Genomic DNA, 17,413 nt, shown 5'->3' with positions numbered 1-17,413 from the left:
ACAAACAAACTAAAACATTCATTTTCAGCACGATACATAAGTTCAGATCATTGGCATGGTGTTCGTAAAGCATTGGTTTTATCAGAAACCTATAGGTTAATTAAACACCAGGCCATGTTCAAACTTAACATTAAAATCGCGTTGCGTAATATCCTTAGAAACCGGGTATCTTCTTTTATTAATGTCACCGGACTAGCGATTGGCCTGGCTGCCTGTTTAATGTTGCTGCTCTATGTTTCCTATGAATGGAATTTTGATAAACAATCAAAGCATGCTGCCGATGTATATATAGGAATGACCAATGTAACCGACGACAGCGGGAAAATTGTAGCCACATTTGATGGGACCACAACTGCTTTCGCACCATTGGTTAAACAGGGCATTCCCGAGGTTAAATATATCGCCAGAATGAATTACGGAGCGAAAAACCTGATTTCAAACAAAGAAAACACCTTCAAAAAATCAGGGAAGTTCGCAGAACCAGACATCCTGAAGATGTATGATTACCAGTTTATCGCGGGGGACCCTAAAACGGCACTGGCCCAACCGAAATCAGTTATCCTGACCGAAAGCCTGGCAAAAGTTCTCTTTGGTTCTACTGATGTACTCAATAAGTCCGTAAAGTATGAGAACCGGGAAGATTTAAAGGTAACGGCAGTTGTTAAAGATTTACCTGAGAACAGCTCCAATAAGTTTGATTTTCTAATGCCCTGGTCCTTTTACGAGATCGTTAATTCGGATGCAAAGAATTTAAACTGGAGCAATTACAGTTTCATCACTTTAGTTCAGTTAAATTCCAATGCGGATATTTCCATTGTCAATAAAAAGCTGGATGCCCTGGTCAGAAAAAATCAAAACATCGTCGGACAGCAGCCTCACTTCTTTTTCCCCTTAAACAAAATGCATTTGTATGGAAAATTTGAAGGTGGAAAAAGTGTGGGTGGTGCAATTGAACAGATCTGGCTTTTTATGGCGCTTGCCTTTGGTATCCTGCTTATTGCCTGCATCAATTTTATGAATATGACCACGGCAAAATCAGAGAGACGTGCCAAAGAAGTAGGCATTAAAAAAACAATAGGTGCCAGCAGGTTTTCTCTGATCATGCAGTTTCTGATCGAGTCTCTGGTATTGGCAATTATGAGCATTGTGCTGGCATTGGCCCTGATTGAGGCTTGTCTGCCATCCTTCAATAACCTGCTGGGTGTTAACATGAGCATCACTTACTTTAATGTTTACAGCTGGTTTGGCCTGATAGGAATTGTTTGCATGACCGGCTTAACAGCAGGCAGTTACCCCGCATTTTACCTGTCTTCATTTAATCCCATTCAAACCTTAAAAAAGAAAACAATAAGCCGGAGCCTGCTTTCTGTCAGCCTTCGTCAGGTATTAATCGTAGGCCAGTTTTGTTTTACTGTGTTATTGATTATCTCGACGATGGTGATCTATAAGCAAATCCAATACATCAAAAATAAACCTATTGGTGCGGATGTAAAGGCTTTGATTGAAATGCCGCAGGACGGCTTATTAGCGGATAAATATGAATTGCTGAAAACCAGACTGATCAAATCCGGCGCAGTGACCAGCATGTTTCAATCATCCCAGCCCCTGGTTCACCACAATTCCTTCTTTAACAATCTGGAGTGGCCGGGCAGTACACCTAAAGAAGCCAACATTCTATTCAACCGGATCGGCACGACCTATGATTTTATTAAAACCACCGGATTAAAGCTGATCTCCGGAAGAGATTTCTCAGATCGATATGCCTCTGACTCGGTTGCGGTGATGGTTAGTGCCTCTGCTGTGAAGACCATGAAATTGCAACATCCATTGGGCAGCACCATAAAAATGTCTGGGTACCAAAAGACAATTATAGGGGTGTTTGAAGACTTTATCTGGGACTCCCCATATAAATCCAATTCCCCATTGATCGTCTATTTTAGTCGGCAACATACAGGCGCCGTTACCATGCGCCTGGATACATCGAAAGACCTACAGCAGAACATGGAAACGATTACCCGGATTACCAAAGAAGTCAACCCTGCATACCCTGTTGAGCTGAATTTTACCAGTACCGCCTACCAGGAGATGATGCAAAAAGAGCAAAAGCTGGGTATCTTGTCTAATGTTTTCGGCGGGCTCGCCATTTTCATTTCCTGTCTGGGTTTATACGGGCTTGTAGCTTTTAGCGCGGCACAACGGACCAAGGAATTTGGCATCAGAAAGGTACTGGGTGCTTCGGTTGCCAACTTAATGCAATTGTTATCTTTTTCTTTCATCAAGATGATTTGTGTAGCCATCCTAATTGCGGTACCCATCTCCTATTACCTGATGAATAAATGGCTTAGGAATTTTGAATTTCATACCACGATATCCTGGTGGATTATTGTGGCCGCTTCAGCGGGCACCTTACTTATTGCTTTGCTGACATTAAGTTACCAGGCCTATAAAAGCGCTATCTCAGAACCTGTTGATGCCTTAAAATACGAGTAGATCATACTTTTGAAAATAGCTGTATATTTAAAAACAGCATTTGTATGAAAAAAGAAGATAAAAAAATGAGGGATAATACGCTGAGCAATTCGTTAAATCGCGGCCAGGAAATCACTACTGCTTATTTCGATCTCCTGGACAAGCATATTGAAGAGGTGGTTCAGGGAGAGACCACTGATTTCATGGAGCTCAATCAAATTGCCAGCGCATTGTTTATCTCCCATTCCCATCTCTCCGACACCATACAACAAACAATGGGACATCACCCCTGCCATTTTTATGACCTGAAAATTATTGACAAAGCGAAGTCCTTACTGACAGATACTAAATCCTCTATTGCAGAAATAGCCAGGACGCTGACTTACGATCCTTCCAATTTCTCCAAGTTCTTCAAAAAATTTACCGGACAAACCGCCGGCGAATTTAGAAAACAATACAAAAAATCAGCTTCCTTATAAAAGTTCCGAAAAGTTCACCACGATAAACCCATTCCGGCAGGCCACCTTTGTCTTATTAAAAATCTAAAACACAAGACAATGGCAAAAAATGATTTAAACGGAAAAGTGGTACTGGTAGCTGGCGGTGCCAAAAATTTAGGTGGCTTGTTAAGTCGGGATTTCGCAGCAAAAGGAGCAAAAGTAGCGATACATTACAACAGTGAGGGTACCAGATCTGATGCAGAAAAAACATTGGCAGATATCCAGGCTGCAGGTGGAACAGCATTTTTATTCCAGGCAGATCTGACTAAAGTAGAAAATATTGGGCAGCTGTTTACGGACACCAAAGCCAGATTTGGCGGCATTGACATCGCCATAAATACGGTGGGTATGGTATTGAAAAAACCATTTCTGGAAACGACAGAAGCAGAATATGACCAGATGTTTGCTATCAATTCTAAAGTCGCTTACTTCTTTATTCAGGAAGCAGGAAAACACCTGAACGACAATGGGAAGATCAACACCATAGTCACCTCTTTGTTAGCTGCTTATACCGGATTGTATTCTACCTATGCCGGAGCTAAAGCACCAGTGGAGCATTTTACGAGGATGGCTTCCAAAGAGTTTGGTAACCGGGGCATTTCAGTTACAGCAGTTGCGCCAGGCCCGATGGACACTCCTTTCTTCTATGGTCAGGAAGCGCCGGAAGCAGTAGCCTACCACAAATCAGCCTCGGCACTGGGCGGGTTAACCAACATTAAAGACATTGCACCCCTGGTAGAATTCCTGGTTACGGATGGCTGGTGGATTACCGGTCAGACCATCTTTGCAAATGGCGGTTATACGACCAGGTAATTATTTTGTTTACTTTTACACAAAAAAAGTAATATGCCTTTCACGTCCTTAGGTTTATCACCTGCTTTGTTAAAAGCACTGGTAGATCAGAATTTCACCGTACCTACCCCTATTCAGGAAACCGCAATACCAGCTATATTAAGTAAAAAAGACGTTTTAGGCATTGCTAAAACAGGTTCTGGAAAAACCGCCAGTTATGTTTTACCGCTTTTAATGAATTTACAACAAAGCAATCTGGTAAAAAACCGACATGCGGATGTCCTGGTATTGGTACCTACCCGTGAACTTGCTGAACAGGTAAAAAATGTCTTTCAGGATTTTAGCCGCTCGCTCCCTCAACCCATCAAAACCATGGCGGTGTATGGAGGTGTTTCTATTAACCCTCAGATGATGGGTTTACAGGGGGTAAATGTGCTCGTTGCCACACCGGGAAGGTTATTGGAGTTAACAGACTCAAATGCGGTCCACCTGTCGGGGATTGAAACACTGGTGCTGGATGAAGCAGATAAGATGCTGAATCTGGGCTTTCAGGACGAAGTAAACAGAATCCTTGCACTCCTGCCAAAGAAGCGTCAGAACATTTTGTTTTCTGCTACCCTGAGTGATGATCTGCAACACATTCACCAAATCCTGCTACACGATCCGGTAGTGATCAAAATTGCAGCTGAAGAGGTTTCACTGGACCTGATCAACCAGGTGGCTTATATTGTTTCTGATGAAAAGAAAGGTCCTTTTTTAAGGTACCTGATCAATCATCATGAAATGAAACAGGTATTGGTATTTACGTCTTCTGTTCATCAGGCTGATGCGGTAGTGAACAAACTCCGTAAGAATAATATCGATGCCAGAACCATTCACAGTAAAAAAAGCCAGGGTGCCAGAACGGAAGCATTGTATCTCTTTAAAACAGGCAAACTGCGGGTATTGGTCGCTACAGATCTAATGGCCAGAGGAATTGACATTAATTTTCTTCCTTTTGTGATTAATTACGAATTACCACGCTCACCTAAAGATTATGTTCACCGCATCGGCAGAACTGGTCGTGCAGATACTGCGGGAGACGCAATTTCCCTGGTGAGCCACCATGAATTACACCACTTTGAAGTCATCCAAAAAAAGATGGGTAAAAAAGTAACGCTGGTGGACAGTGAAAATATCAAATGATAAATAGCTATTAGCTGATAACCTAACACAAAAGCCTCAGAAAATCTGAGGCTTTTGTGTTATAAAGCTTCGATAAAGGAAAGGTAATCCGATGCACTGCTGTTTATTCTTTCTGCAGTAGGCTCATGCTCTACCCCATAAAAGGCAAAAAGCGGTTTATAATCGGCCCTCACATAATCAAAAGTAATTTCAAAGGGGGCCGTGAGTTCCTGCAGGGTATATTTATACTTTCCTGAACTGCGGTAATCGTCGTCGTTAATACCAGCGGTAATGCCCAACGCAATTTTCTTGCCGGCCAGCTTATATTCGCTTCCTACTCCATACGCCCAACCATGGATCAATACTTCATCCAGCCATTTTTTTAAGAGCGGCGGACAATTAAACCAATAGAAGGGAAACTGAAAAATGATCCGGTCGTGGGCTTCTATCAGCTCCTGTTCTTTCCTTACCTCAATCCTTTCATCGGGATATAAACGGTACAGATCATGTATAGTATACTTATCGGGATGTTTTTCTAATTCTTCTTTCCATCGTTTGTTGATCACCGAATTTTCAAGATCCGGATGAATGATCATTACAAGAGTCTTCATCATCTGATTTTTATCAATAAATTTGTAGGTACAAATATGAAGTTCATAGACTCGTGGAACAATACGGGGTTAATTAATCACTCAGTGATAAATTAGTCACCCTTATTTAAAAGATAAAAAAGCATATGTATCAACGAAAAATTCCGATAGATTATAATTGTGGCCTTACCGTTGCCATGGAGGTAATGGGCTCTAAATGGAAATTCTGTTTACTGGATGAAATTTCAAAAGGAATTCAACGTCCCAGAGATCTGATGAATGCCATAACCGGCATCACCAGAAGGGTATTGCAGAAGCAGTTAAGTGAGCTGGAATTTCATGGCCTTTTAGGAAAGACAGTTTATGCTGAAGTTCCTTTGCGGGTGGAATACTACCTCACTGAAACGGGAAAATCACTGTTGCCACTGGCCGCTGCACTCGATAAATGGGGCCTGGATTTTGCACCTACCCTTCAAATGATAGCAGAGCCTGCTCCCATTCTTCATTTAACATAGCATACAATACCAGATCCAGAAACTGACCGTTGACCAGCTCTGCCTGTCTCAATACCCCTTCCCGGGTAAAATTCAGTTTCTTTGGAATGGCCTGGCTTTTTAAATTACCGGTGGCCGCTTTAATTTCAATCCGCTGCAGGCCCACCTCCTTAAAACCATAGCTGATCAGGGCTTTGCAGGATTTAGTAATGATTCCTTTCCCCTCTGCACTTTTAGCCAGCCAATACCCTATTGCCGCGCATTTATTCTGTGCATTGATGTGATGTAACCCAATTCTGCCAACAGGAATTTCATCCGATATGATCACAAAACTTACTTCCTGGCCTTGTTCATACAGCGTTTCACAGTACCGGATATAGTCACTAAAATTAGCTACCGACTGCATGTGCCCCACCCAGGGCAGAAATTCAGAGAGGTGTGCCCTGTTTTTATCTACTGCATTAAAAAGCCCTTCTGCATGTTGCTGAGCCGTGAGTTCTAACCTCGTATTTTCGTCTATATTTATCTTCATTGGTTGTTTTGCCAGTCGATTATTTTCAGGTCATGAAAATACAATGTTTTTATGATCATCCCTAATCATTCCACCCGAAAGTCTATTGATCAGGAAAGTCTGCCCGGTGGTCAAAAAAATCCCTTCGATTTTAAGCGAAGTTCTTTCCTTGCATCAAAAAAGAAAAAAGATGGAAACCACAACGCGTCAGACCTACCTTGATTGGCTTAGAATACTATCCATATTGGGGGTATTATTTTTTCATTCAGCAATGCCCTACGTGGCTGAAGATGGCTGGCACATCAAAAATGCAGAAACGAGCAACCTGCTCATGGAATCCAACCTGTTCCTTCATCTTTTCCGGATGCCTTTGCTTTTCTTCATTTCTGGCACGGTAAGTTATTATATGATGCAGCGCCGCAGTACCTTAAGTTTTATTGGTTTACGCTGCCGCAGATTATTGATTCCCCTGGTCTTCTGCATGCTGGTTATCGTTCCGCCTCAGATTTATATGGAACGGCTGACAAATGGTTATCAGGGTAGTTTCTGGCAATGGTATCCGGCTGTATTTGATTTTACACCCTACCCGAAAGGCAACTTTAGCTGGCATCACTTATGGTTTATCGCCTATCTGTTTATTTACGACCTCCTGTTTGCGCCGCTGTTTGCCTGGATGATCTCTTCCAAAAGTGATCGGTTTAAAGCCAGCATCGCCCATTTGGCCAAGGGCAGACGGGTTTACCTGCTGATGCTTCCCGGAGTGATCTGGTATGCCCTGCTGAGCCGGAAATATCCTGAAACCAACGACCTGATTGCTGATCCCTGCTATTTCGTTTACTGGCTGTTGTTCCTGATGGCCGGATTCATCTGTATCCTGCAACCTAAATTAATGGACAGCCTGGAACGAAACCGCCGCTTTGCATTGACCATCGGTTTTCTCGCGATGATATTCCTGGATTATCTGCGGTGGAACAAAATAGAACCGGGCCATGAGCTGTGGTATTTTCAACAGGAATTTTTCACTTATCTCTTTGATGCCATCAAACCAATCATTGCCTGGAGCTGGGTATTTGCGCTGATCGGATATGGTAAACATTACCTGAACCGCAAACACAAGATACTCGGTTATTTAAACGAATCGGCCTATCCTTTCTACATCCTGCACCAGACGGTGATCGTGATATTGGTTTATTATTTTGTACAGCTATCTAATGAAAGTATTTTATCTAAATATATTTATACATTAGGAACTACATTTTTTATATCGGTACTGACCTGCCATTTGCTGATCCGCCCATTTAATTTCAGCAGGTTTTTATTCGGCATGAAACCGATAAAAAAAGAGCAGAAAAACCAAACGGAAGTCACAGGATAAGATGAAGTTTTTCAAAAAATATATTTTCCCCGCGCTTTACGGCTTACTCGTTTACTTTACGATCAGGCTGCTGCATGACCTGGCTTCGGATTCCAGGTTTTGGGAAAGAAACTGGGTCCTAAACACTTTTGAAATCATTTGCAGTATCCTGATTGGGTATTTAAGCATCATTATTTTCGAACGGCTCTTCCGGTATTTCGACCATAACCTGCAGTCCGGGCGGTTAAACTATCAGGGCGTAGGCAAAGAGCTGAGCTTGTTTGTTCTGGCCAATCTGGTCCTGGTAAACCTCATATTTCTTCCTATGGCCGCATTTACGGATGATGGGCTTTCCTGGGCTGATGTGGCCGACCTCATCATGATTCCTACGCTATATGCCATCATTTACTATGGCATTGTACGCAGCAGCAATTGGCTAAAAGCATATGTAGACAATAAAGTGCTGCTGGAAAAGATCACGAACGAACATTTAGAGACCGAACTTAAGTTTTTAAAAGCTCAGTATCATCCTCATTTTCTTTTTAATGCCTTAAACACCATATATTTTCAGATGGATGAGGACTTAGCCGGCGCAAAGAGAAGTATTGAAAAGTTTTCGGAACTATTGCGCTATCAGCTTTATGATCAGCAACAGCAGGTGCCTGTGGTCATGGAAATAGACTACCTGAACAGTTTTATTGAGCTGCAAAAGATTCGAAGTTCAGATAAATTACAATTGAAGGTCGTTTTTGATCCGCAATTGAACCAGCAACTGGTGTATCCACTATTGTTCTTGCCACTGGTGGAGAACGCCTTTAAATTTGTAGGCGGAAATTATCAGATGAGTATTGAGGCGGCCATAGATCAGGAACAAATCCGGTTTTGTGTAGAAAATTCAATTCCTTTAGTCAGCTTTAATGAAACTAAAACCGGAGGCATCGGACTGGAAAACCTGAAACGACGTCTCAACCTGCTTTATCCTGATCAGCATAGCTTAACATTACAAGAGGAAACTGACCGGTTTAAGGCAACATTAACTATAAAATATGAGCGATAAAATCAGTTGCATCATCACCGACGACGAACCTTATGCACGTAAAGGTTTACAGGGATATATAGAAAAAATCGATTTCCTCGACCTCAAAGGAACTTGCGAGGATGCCTTGCAATTGAATGCGCTCTTAGAAAAGCAGCCTGTTGCCCTGCTTTTCCTGGATATACAGATGCCGCATATCAGTGGCATAGACTTTTTAAGAAGGGTCCGCAACCCACCTAAAGTGATTTTCACAACAGCATTTGAGCAGTATGCAATTCAGGGCTTTGAACTGGACGTGATGGATTACCTGTTAAAACCCATTTCTTATGAGCGGTTTTTAAAAGCCGCGACCAAGGCGAAAGAATATTTTGCTATGAAAGCCCAGCCGGAGCAGTTGAATACTTATGTGTTTTTAAAGGTGAATGGTAAATTTGAGAAAATAGTCTTTGCAGATATCCTGTTTATTGAAGGAATGGAAAACTATGTAGCCATTCATTTCAGGGATAAAAAAATCATTACGCTCAGCACCATTAAATCATTGCTTGAGAAATTACCTGACAGACAGTTTATACAAACTCATAAATCTTTTATTGTACGGATGGATAAGATTGATACGATAGATGGCAACCTGCTTCACATTCAAAACCACCGGATACCGCTGAGCAAATACTTACGAAAAACAGTGCTGGAAGTGATTATGAACTCAGCTGACCAATAAGATTCAGGGTATTTTATCATAAAATTGTCAAGAGCGCATTATTCGAACAATCAGCTACCCTATTCTTCTATCTTTGGCGCCGTATGTTTATCAAACTATTTCATTTTCTGTCGTTGTTTGCGTACCTCAACATTATTGCTTATGAAGCAGGAGACACTTCCTTAAATCAAAAGCAATCTACTTTTGCGGGCGACTCAGTTCTGGAGTTTGTACTTGATGACTTACTCGATATTCCAATGCATAATTATGAAGACGACATAAAAATTCCAAACGAGAATTACCGTCTTTTCCATACCGGCATTTATATCTTACCTGCAATTATTGTTCTCCTTTCCTTTTTCCTGTTTAAACAGATTGGAAAACTAATCGTTATTGAGCATCCGCTTTACAAAACAAAAAGCGTTTGTTTACCAAGTTATTACTCCCACCTTTTCAGGTTAAAACCATTCTAGGGTAAATATCTTTTATTAGTAATTTCTAAGAGCTGGCATTTCTATGATCTGCCTCGCATTAAGCGCGGGCAAGTTTTCGCTTTTGCCCTGATCTCCAGCATTTACTAATGCAGCCGCCATTCCATTTCCGTATCGAATTTCATTAAACCATTTATACATCTGGGCGTAAATACGTCCACAAAAATCAGTATTGCCATGAAGGTTAATTTTTTAGCTTATTCCCCTCTTTTTGTTGCACTTGCATTTGCCAGCTGTACCTCTTCTGAAAGTAAAGAACATTCTACCGCCGACAAGTTCAAATCCGTACCTGTTGCTGCGATCCATGTATTAGACACCACCATTTACAAAGAATATATTGCCGATATACAGGCTGTAAAAAACGTAGAAGTCCGGTCCCGCTTATCCGGATTCCTGGAAAAGATTTATGTAGAGGAAGGCGCAGCGGTGAAAGAAGGACAAATTCTGTTTAAAATAAATGACGAAGAGTATAAAGCTGACCTTAGTAAAGCAGAAGCGGTATTGAACAATGCCATAGCAGATGCAAAGACGGTTGAGCTGGAACAACAAAGGACGAAACTGCTGGTAAAAAACAATATCGTTTCCAAAACAGAGCTTGATCTGGCAGCAGCCAAAGTTAAAGCGGCAGAATCGCGCATTGCCGAAGCCAGGTCGGTATTGCGCTATGCAAAATCCAGGTTATCCAATACCCTGATCAAATCCCCTTTCAGTGGCCGGATTGACCGCTTGCCATTAAAAGCCGGCAGCTTATTGGAAGAAGGTTCCCTGCTGACTTCCGTATCTGACCTGAGCGCTGTAAATGTCTATTTTTCCATTACCGAGAAAGAGTATCTGAACCTCGCCAGTGATGCCGGATATGCGAAAAACAGCTTTAAGAAACAGGTTAAACTGACCCTTGCAGATGGGGCTGTTTATCCCTTTGCAGGCCAGGCACGATTTGCAGAAAGTGAATTCGCCAGTCAGACTGGCTCATTGTCATTAAAAGCGAACTTCCCCAATCCTGAAGGTTTATTAAAACATGGTGCTTCGGGTAAAATCAGTGTTCCTGTAGAAACCGGAGAAATCCTGGCCGTGCACCAGAAATCCGTTTTTGAGATCCAGGACAGAACTTATGTTTATGTTTTAGGGGCAGACAACAAGATTAAGATGACGCCGTTTCAGGCCGGACAAAGAGTAGGTCATTACTACATGGTCAGTTCCGGTTTGACAAAATCAGACAGGATTGTTTTTGAAGGCACTCAAAGTCTGCGTGATGGGATTCAAATTAACCCCATCGAAACTAACATAAAAGGCACCAATCCAATAGCAAAAAACTAAACCGGTATAAATTCTATCATATTATGTTTGAACAATTTATAAAACGACCGGTATTATCACTGGTGATCTCCCTTTTTATTACCCTTTTGGGGCTACTGGCTTTGTTTACCCTGCCGGTAACCCAATTCCCCGACATAGTGCCCCCCTCTGTGGTGGTTACCGCAAACTATACCGGAGCCAATGCCGAAGTCAGCACGAATGCCGTTGCTATTCCTTTGGAAAGGGCCATCAACGGGGTCGCGGGAATGACCTATATGAACTCGGTATCCACCAATAATGGAACCACCTTAATCCAGGTGTTTTTTAAGGTAGGTACAGACCCGGACATTGCAGCTGTAAACGTGCAGAACAGAGTAACGACCGTGCTCGATGAATTACCTGAAGAGGTAATTAAAGCGGGTGTAACTACTGAAAAAGAAGTGAACAGTATGCTCATGTACCTCAATATCTATAGTGAGGATAAGTCTGCTGATGAACGCTTTATCTACAACTTCACCGACATTAACATCCTGAAAGAGCTCAAACGTATTGAAGGTGTAGGTTTTGCCCAGATTATGGGCTTAAGGGATTATGCCATGCGGGTCTGGTTAAAACCTGATCGTCTGGCAGCTTACAAAATTTCAAGTGACGATGTGATTGCCGCTTTGAGAAAGCAGAATGTGGAGGCCGCTCCCGGTCAAACGGGCATTGGATCTGATAAATCAGTGAACATGCAGCAATATGTATTGCGCTATCCTGGTAAATTTTCTGAATCAGAAGAGTATAAAAACATTCCCATCAGAGCAAATGCAGATGGTTCTATTATCCGGATTAGAGACATTGCGGACGTAGAGTTTGGTTCACTCGACTACGAAATGGTTTCTAAAACTGATGGTAGGCCATCTGCTTCTATTATGATGAAGCAATTGCCTGGCTCGAATGCACAGGATGTCATTAAGAACGTGAAAGAAAAGATGGCTTCCCTGCAGGAGAATTCCTTTCCACCGGGCATGAAATACACCATGGGTTATGACGTGTCCCGTTTCCTTGATGCTTCTATATCCAGTGTACTCATCACCTTATTAGAAGCTTTTGTGCTGGTATTTATTGTGGTATTTATTTTCCTGCAGGATTTCCGCTCCACCCTGATTCCCGCTCTCGCGGTTCCGGTATGTCTGATCGGTGCTTTATTTTTTATGCAAATGCTGGGCTTCTCCATTAACCTGTTAACCCTTTTCGCTCTGGTACTCGCCATAGGTATTGTGGTTGATAATGCCATTGTGGTAGTAGAAGCGGTCTATGCTAAAATGGAAGAGGAACACCTGCAACCCATGGAAGCAACAATTGCGGCCATGAAAGAAGTGGGTAAACCGGTTGTGGCGATCACCCTGGTGATGTCGGCCGTATTTATTCCGGTGGCCTTTCTTTCCGGTCCGGTAGGTATTTTTTACAGACAGTTTTCCCTGACACTTGCATCGGCCATTATCATTTCCGGAATAAATGCACTGACGCTCACCCCTGCCTTGTGCGCCATCATTCTACGCTCTCCACACGATAAGCCTGCTGGAAAAGGCTGGATGACCAGATTTTTCTCCACCTTCAACAAAGGGTATAATAGAATGGCCGGAGGTTATAAAAACCTGCTTGGAAAAATCGCCGGACGAAGGGTCCTTACTTTTGGCTTACTGATCACCTTTTTTGTCACGACCTGGGGAATGAGCAGCATCCTGCCTTCAGGTTTTATCCCGACGGAAGATCAGGGAATGATCTATGTAAACGTGACCACCCCTCCTGGTGCAACGGTAGACCGGACAGAAAGCGTACTTAATGAAATTGATGCGATCAGTCGTAAGATGAAGGCCGTAGAAACCGTTTCTACCCTCGCAGGATATAGCCTTGTCAACGAGGTTTCAGGAGCTTCCTATGGTATGGGCATGATTAACCTGGTATCCTGGAAAGATAGGAAAGAATCAGTCAGCATAATGATTGAAGAACTGAAAAAAGCTACTGCACATATCATGGATGCTGAAATTGAGTTCTTCCCCCCACCTACTGTTCCTGGTTTCGGTAACTCTTCCGGATTTGAATTACGCCTCCTGGACAAAACAGGTAATGACGACCTGAATAAAACATCAGCGGTGATGAAAAAATTCATTGCAGATTTAAAAGCAAAGCCTGAAATAGGAAATGTGTTCAGCACCTTCGATGTGAGTTTCCCCCAATACCTCATCAAAGTGGACCATGACCTGGCGGCAAAAAAAGGGATCAGCGTAGAAAATGCAATGAACACCCTGCAGACTTTAATGGGTAGTTTTTATGCCACCAACTTTATCCGTTATGGACAGATGTATAAAGTGATGGTACAGGCTGGCCCCAACTACAGGGAAAAACCGGAAGATGTGCTGAACCTTTTCATCAAGAACGACCGGGAAGAGATGCTGCCATTTTCTTCTTTTATCAGCATGGAGCGCGTCTATGGTCCAGAGCAGATTACCCGCTATAACATGTTTTCATCGGCCATGCTGAATGGTGAGGCTAAAGCTGGATTCAGTAGCGGCCAGGCAATTAAGGCGGTCGAAGAGGTAGCCGGAAAACTACCTGCAGGTTATGAAATTGAATGGTCTGGTATGACCCGTGAACAGATCCTCTCCGGAAACCAGGCCTTGTATATTTTCGCATTGTGTTTGCTCTTTGTATACCTGATTCTGGCTGCACAGTATGAAAGCTTTTTGCTTCCGCTACCTGTATTGCTTTCTTTACCTGCAGGTATTTTTGGGGCCTTCCTCTTTTTATGGATGTTTGGCCTGGAAAATAACATTTATGCACAGGTAGCCCTGGTGATGCTCATCGGTTTGCTTGGAAAAAATGCCATTCTTATCGTTGAATATGCCATCATCAAACAACAGGAAGGCATGGGCTTTTTACAGGCGGCAATAGAAGGCTCAGTAGCCCGTTTGCGCCCGATTTTAATGACTTCCTTTGCTTTTGCAGCAGGTCTTATTCCTTTAATGATTGCCACCGGAGCCGGTGCATTAGGGAACCGGTCGATTGGAACAGCCGCGGTAGGTGGAATGATCATCGGAACAATAGTTGGTGTAATTGTGATCCCAGGGCTTTATGTGCTCTTCTCTTCCTTAATGAAAAAGAAGGTGACTATTGCAACCAAAGCAGCAACAGTGATCGCTGGTATTATGCTGATCAGCAGTTGTAATCTGAAGAAAGAACTTCCTGAACATCAACACCGGACCGCGCCTTCTTCATACGGACAAGGCACTGATACTGTAACCATTGCCAACACCCAATGGAAGGATTTCTTTAAGGATGAACATCTGATTGCTTTGATTGACACCGCGCTGGCCAACAATACAGATATGAAGCAGGCTTTGCATCATATTGAAATGGCCAAAGCTAATTTACGCATGCGTAAAGGCGCAATGTTGCCTAATTTAGACCTAGCTGTGGAGGCCGGTTTGCGTAGATACGGCTTTTATACGATTGATGGGATTGGTAATTATGACACTAATTTTTCCGGAAACCTGAAGGACAATGAGCGACTGCCGAATCCGGTGCCCGATTATTTTGTAGGCATCAGAACTTCCTGGGAGCTGGATTTATGGGGCAAGCTTAAAAACAAGAAACAAGCGGCACTGAATAAATTCCTGGCTTCTTATGAAGGGCAAAAGCTGGTTCAGACAGAATTGGTCAGCAATGTTGCCACAGCCTATTTTGAGCTGCTGGCACTGGACGATGAGCTTAAAATCCTAAACAGAAATATCGACCTGCAGCAGAAAGGGCTTCAACTGATCGAGGTTCAAAAAGAAGCGGGTATGGCAACAGAGTTAGGCGTTCAGCAGTTTAAAGCGGTGCTCGCCAACTCAAAAGCAAAAGAACAGGAAGTGCTGCAACAGCAGAGCCTGATGCAACACCATTTAAACTTCTTAACCGGAAACTTTGACACTCCTATCCAGCTGACAGAAAATGGACTTGAGTCATTCATTTCTACGAAAACTTTAGATGAGGGTACGCCTTTACAAATGATCGCACTGAGGCCGGATATCAGACAGGCAGGACTGGAACTGATTGCTTCTCAAAAAGAGGGTAAGGCAGCCAGTGCTGCATTTTTACCCGCCATTGTACTCGCACCGCAAATCGGATTGCAATCCTTCGACCTGACTAAACTCTTCCAGCCGCAAACCGCTCTGGCTTACGGTTTAGTTGGAGGTTTAACCGCGCCGATTTTTAATCAGCACCGCATAAGGGCCGAGTATGAAAGCTATGTTGCTGCCTATGGCATTGCCTTTCAAAACTATGAGAAGATCGTCCTGAAGGCCTATCAGGAAGTTCAGGATGCGTTAAAATCACAGGCATTCATCAACCAGAAAAGAGTTCACATTTCGGATGAGGTGAAGGCTTTAAATGCAGCGGTCAAAGCAGCAAATATTCTTTTCTTAACGGGGAGGGTAACTTACCTGGACATCATCACCAGTCAGAGAGATGTTTTGGATGCGGAGATGAACGAAGTTCAGGCCAGGAAACATCAGGTGCTCAACCAGCTTTCCTTATATAAGGCGCTGGGAGGCGGATGGAAATAATCGCTGATTTTCAGAAAAAGGTGTGCAGGATTTCTGCACACCTTTTTTTATCTTCTGCCATTACATCTCTATATTAATCCTAAATTAGGGCTGATGAAATCAACGCCGCAAAAAGGAATGGTCATCTGGATACTGGGACTATCCGGAGCAGGAAAAAGCACCATATCAAATCTATTAGAAGAGCAGTTACAAAGAGAAAACATCTTCTCGATACAACTGGATGGCGATGAACTGAGGGCCGGCCTGAATAAAAATCTGGGTTTCAGCATGGAAGACAGGGCGGAGAATATCCGAAGAGCAGCCGAGACGGCCAGAATTATGGCCGCTAAGGGCATCATTGTCATCTGCTCTTTTATTACCCCTTTAAATGCGCACCGGGCAATAGCCAGGGAAATACTGGGGGAAATGTACTTTGAGGTTTTTATAGATTGTCCCCTCTCTGTTTGTCAGGAAAGAGACGTAAAAGGGCTTTATAAAATGGCCGGGAACAACACCCTTAAAAATTTCACAGGGATCAGCTCCGCTTTTGAAAAACCGGAAAATGCAGACCTGGTATTACTTACTGAAGACCAGACACCGCAGCGCTGCTGCGATCATTTATATGCTGCAATAAGTCCCAGACTCGCGGGCCTGCAATTGATCTAACTGCTGTAACAAATGATCTAACTGCTGTAACAAAAAAAACCCGGATTTAGAAGATTAGGTTTATTATAGCAGAATTTCTCTTTTAATGCATTTAGCATGGTCGCTCCTGCGCTCACGGCAATGGCTTGTCCTGCTGCAGTATCCCACTCCATCGTTGGTCCTTTCCGATAGTAAACATGTGCTTTTCCTTCAGCAATGAGACAGAATTTCAATGAGCTCCCAATTGAGAGCTTATCCGTTACCGGGAATTCCTTTAATACTTCTTCTTCGTCCGGGTCTGAGTGAGAGCGACTGCCAATCGCAGTCCAGTTGCTCTTTTCTTTACCCACAAAAATAGGTTCAGCCGGAGCCCCGGGAGTCATTTTAAAACTACCTTCCCCCAGGCTTCCGTAATAAATGACATTTAAGACCGGACTATAGATCACGCCCATCACCGGTTCATTGTTTTCCATCAACGCAATGTTCACCGTAAATTCTCCGTTCCGGTTAATAAATTCCTTTGTTCCGTCCAGCGGGTCTACACACCAGTAAAGAGACCAGTCTTTCCTGATTTCGTGTGGGATATCGGCCCCCTCTTCAGACAAGACAGGAATATCCGGGTGCAAGCTCCTCAGGCCCTTCATGATGATTTCATGAGCGACCTGATCAGCAGCGGTTAGAGGTGAATTGTCTTTTTTTGAAGTAATCTGAAAATCCTGAGCAGGATCATGGTAAACCTTCAGTATGCCCTGTCCTGCTTCAACAGCAATATCTAGTATCGGTTTGATAGTTATCTTATTCAT

Annotated in this window: 15 protein-coding genes; 12 read left to right on the top strand and 3 right to left on the bottom strand. The window is 43.0% G+C overall.

Annotation, left to right across the window (positions count from 1 at the left end; all coding sequences use genetic code 11):
- Positions 1-114 precede the first annotated feature (114 nt).
- The 4 genes from BFS30_RS22125 (at position 115) to BFS30_RS22110 (ending at position 4,946) form a co-directional block, all read left to right on the top strand.
- On the top strand, positions 115-2,490 hold the full coding sequence (locus BFS30_RS22125) for an ABC transporter permease (protein WP_069381277.1): 2,376 nt from the start codon (positions 115-117) through the stop codon (positions 2,488-2,490).
- Between the two features lie 44 nt (positions 2,491-2,534).
- Positions 2,535-2,948, top strand: a complete 414-nt coding sequence (locus BFS30_RS22120) for a helix-turn-helix domain-containing protein (protein ID WP_237028638.1) — start codon at positions 2,535-2,537, stop codon at positions 2,946-2,948.
- A 78-nt stretch (positions 2,949-3,026) separates the two neighbouring features.
- Positions 3,027-3,782, top strand: a complete 756-nt coding sequence (locus BFS30_RS22115) for an SDR family oxidoreductase (RefSeq protein ID WP_069381276.1) — start codon at positions 3,027-3,029, stop codon at positions 3,780-3,782.
- Between the two features lie 33 nt (positions 3,783-3,815).
- Positions 3,816-4,946: a DEAD/DEAH box helicase gene (locus BFS30_RS22110; protein WP_069381275.1), complete on the top strand. Its 1,131-nt coding sequence runs from the start codon at positions 3,816-3,818 to the stop codon at positions 4,944-4,946.
- A 59-nt stretch (positions 4,947-5,005) separates the two neighbouring features.
- On the opposite strand, the gene BFS30_RS22105 is transcribed toward BFS30_RS22110, so the two are convergent.
- Positions 5,006-5,539: an NAD(P)H-dependent oxidoreductase gene (locus tag BFS30_RS22105; protein WP_069381274.1), complete on the bottom strand. Its 534-nt coding sequence runs from the start codon at positions 5,537-5,539 to the stop codon at positions 5,006-5,008.
- Positions 5,540-5,661: 122 nt separating this feature from the next.
- On the opposite strand from BFS30_RS22105, the gene BFS30_RS22100 reads away from it, so the two are divergent.
- On the top strand, positions 5,662-6,030 hold the full coding sequence (locus BFS30_RS22100; protein WP_069381273.1) for a winged helix-turn-helix transcriptional regulator: 369 nt from the start codon (positions 5,662-5,664) through the stop codon (positions 6,028-6,030).
- On the opposite strand, the gene BFS30_RS22095 is transcribed toward BFS30_RS22100, so the two are convergent.
- Positions 5,981-6,541 (bottom strand): GNAT family N-acetyltransferase, encoded by a 561-nt coding sequence (locus BFS30_RS22095; RefSeq protein WP_069381272.1) that lies wholly within the window; start codon positions 6,539-6,541, stop codon positions 5,981-5,983. The genes BFS30_RS22100 and BFS30_RS22095 overlap by 50 nt on opposite strands.
- 169 nt (positions 6,542-6,710) lie before the next feature.
- On the opposite strand from BFS30_RS22095, the gene BFS30_RS22090 reads away from it, so the two are divergent.
- The 7 genes from BFS30_RS22090 (at position 6,711) to cysC (ending at position 16,631) form a co-directional block, all read left to right on the top strand.
- Entirely contained in the window at positions 6,711-7,895 is a 1,185-nt protein-coding gene (locus tag BFS30_RS22090) for an acyltransferase family protein (RefSeq protein WP_069382609.1), read from the top strand.
- A 1-nt stretch (position 7,896) separates the two neighbouring features.
- Positions 7,897-8,931, top strand: a complete 1,035-nt coding sequence (locus tag BFS30_RS22085; RefSeq protein ID WP_069381271.1) for a sensor histidine kinase — start codon at positions 7,897-7,899, stop codon at positions 8,929-8,931.
- Positions 8,921-9,628 carry a LytR/AlgR family response regulator transcription factor gene (locus BFS30_RS22080; protein ID WP_069381270.1) on the top strand — a complete coding sequence of 236 codons (708 nt, stop codon included), beginning with the start codon at positions 8,921-8,923 and terminating at the stop codon, positions 9,626-9,628. Before BFS30_RS22085 ends, BFS30_RS22080 begins: the two co-directional genes overlap by 11 nt.
- 83 nt (positions 9,629-9,711) lie before the next feature.
- Positions 9,712-10,080, top strand: coding sequence for a hypothetical protein (locus tag BFS30_RS22075; RefSeq protein WP_069381269.1), 369 nt, complete (start codon positions 9,712-9,714; stop codon positions 10,078-10,080).
- Between the two features lie 195 nt (positions 10,081-10,275).
- A complete protein-coding gene (locus tag BFS30_RS22070) occupies positions 10,276-11,415 on the top strand; it encodes an efflux RND transporter periplasmic adaptor subunit (protein ID WP_069381268.1) in 1,140 nt (379 codons plus the stop codon).
- Positions 11,416-11,438: 23 nt separating this feature from the next.
- Positions 11,439-15,986: an efflux RND transporter permease subunit gene (locus tag BFS30_RS22065; RefSeq protein WP_069381267.1), complete on the top strand. Its 4,548-nt coding sequence runs from the start codon at positions 11,439-11,441 to the stop codon at positions 15,984-15,986.
- A 93-nt stretch (positions 15,987-16,079) separates the two neighbouring features.
- Complete coding sequence (gene cysC / locus BFS30_RS22060; RefSeq protein ID WP_157263006.1) at positions 16,080-16,631, top strand: adenylyl-sulfate kinase; 552 nt, start codon at positions 16,080-16,082, stop codon at positions 16,629-16,631.
- A 17-nt stretch (positions 16,632-16,648) separates the two neighbouring features.
- Here cysC and cysQ read toward each other — a convergent pair whose 3' ends face one another.
- Positions 16,649-17,413, bottom strand: coding sequence for a 3'(2'),5'-bisphosphate nucleotidase CysQ (cysQ, locus tag BFS30_RS22055; protein ID WP_069381265.1), 765 nt, complete (start codon positions 17,411-17,413; stop codon positions 16,649-16,651).

Origin of the sequence: Pedobacter steynii (assembly GCF_001721645.1) — a bacterium.
GTDB lineage: Bacteria > Bacteroidota > Bacteroidia > Sphingobacteriales > Sphingobacteriaceae > Pedobacter > Pedobacter steynii_A.
Note: the sequence above shows the minus strand (reverse complement) of the source record. Positions and strands in the feature narration are given on the sequence as shown.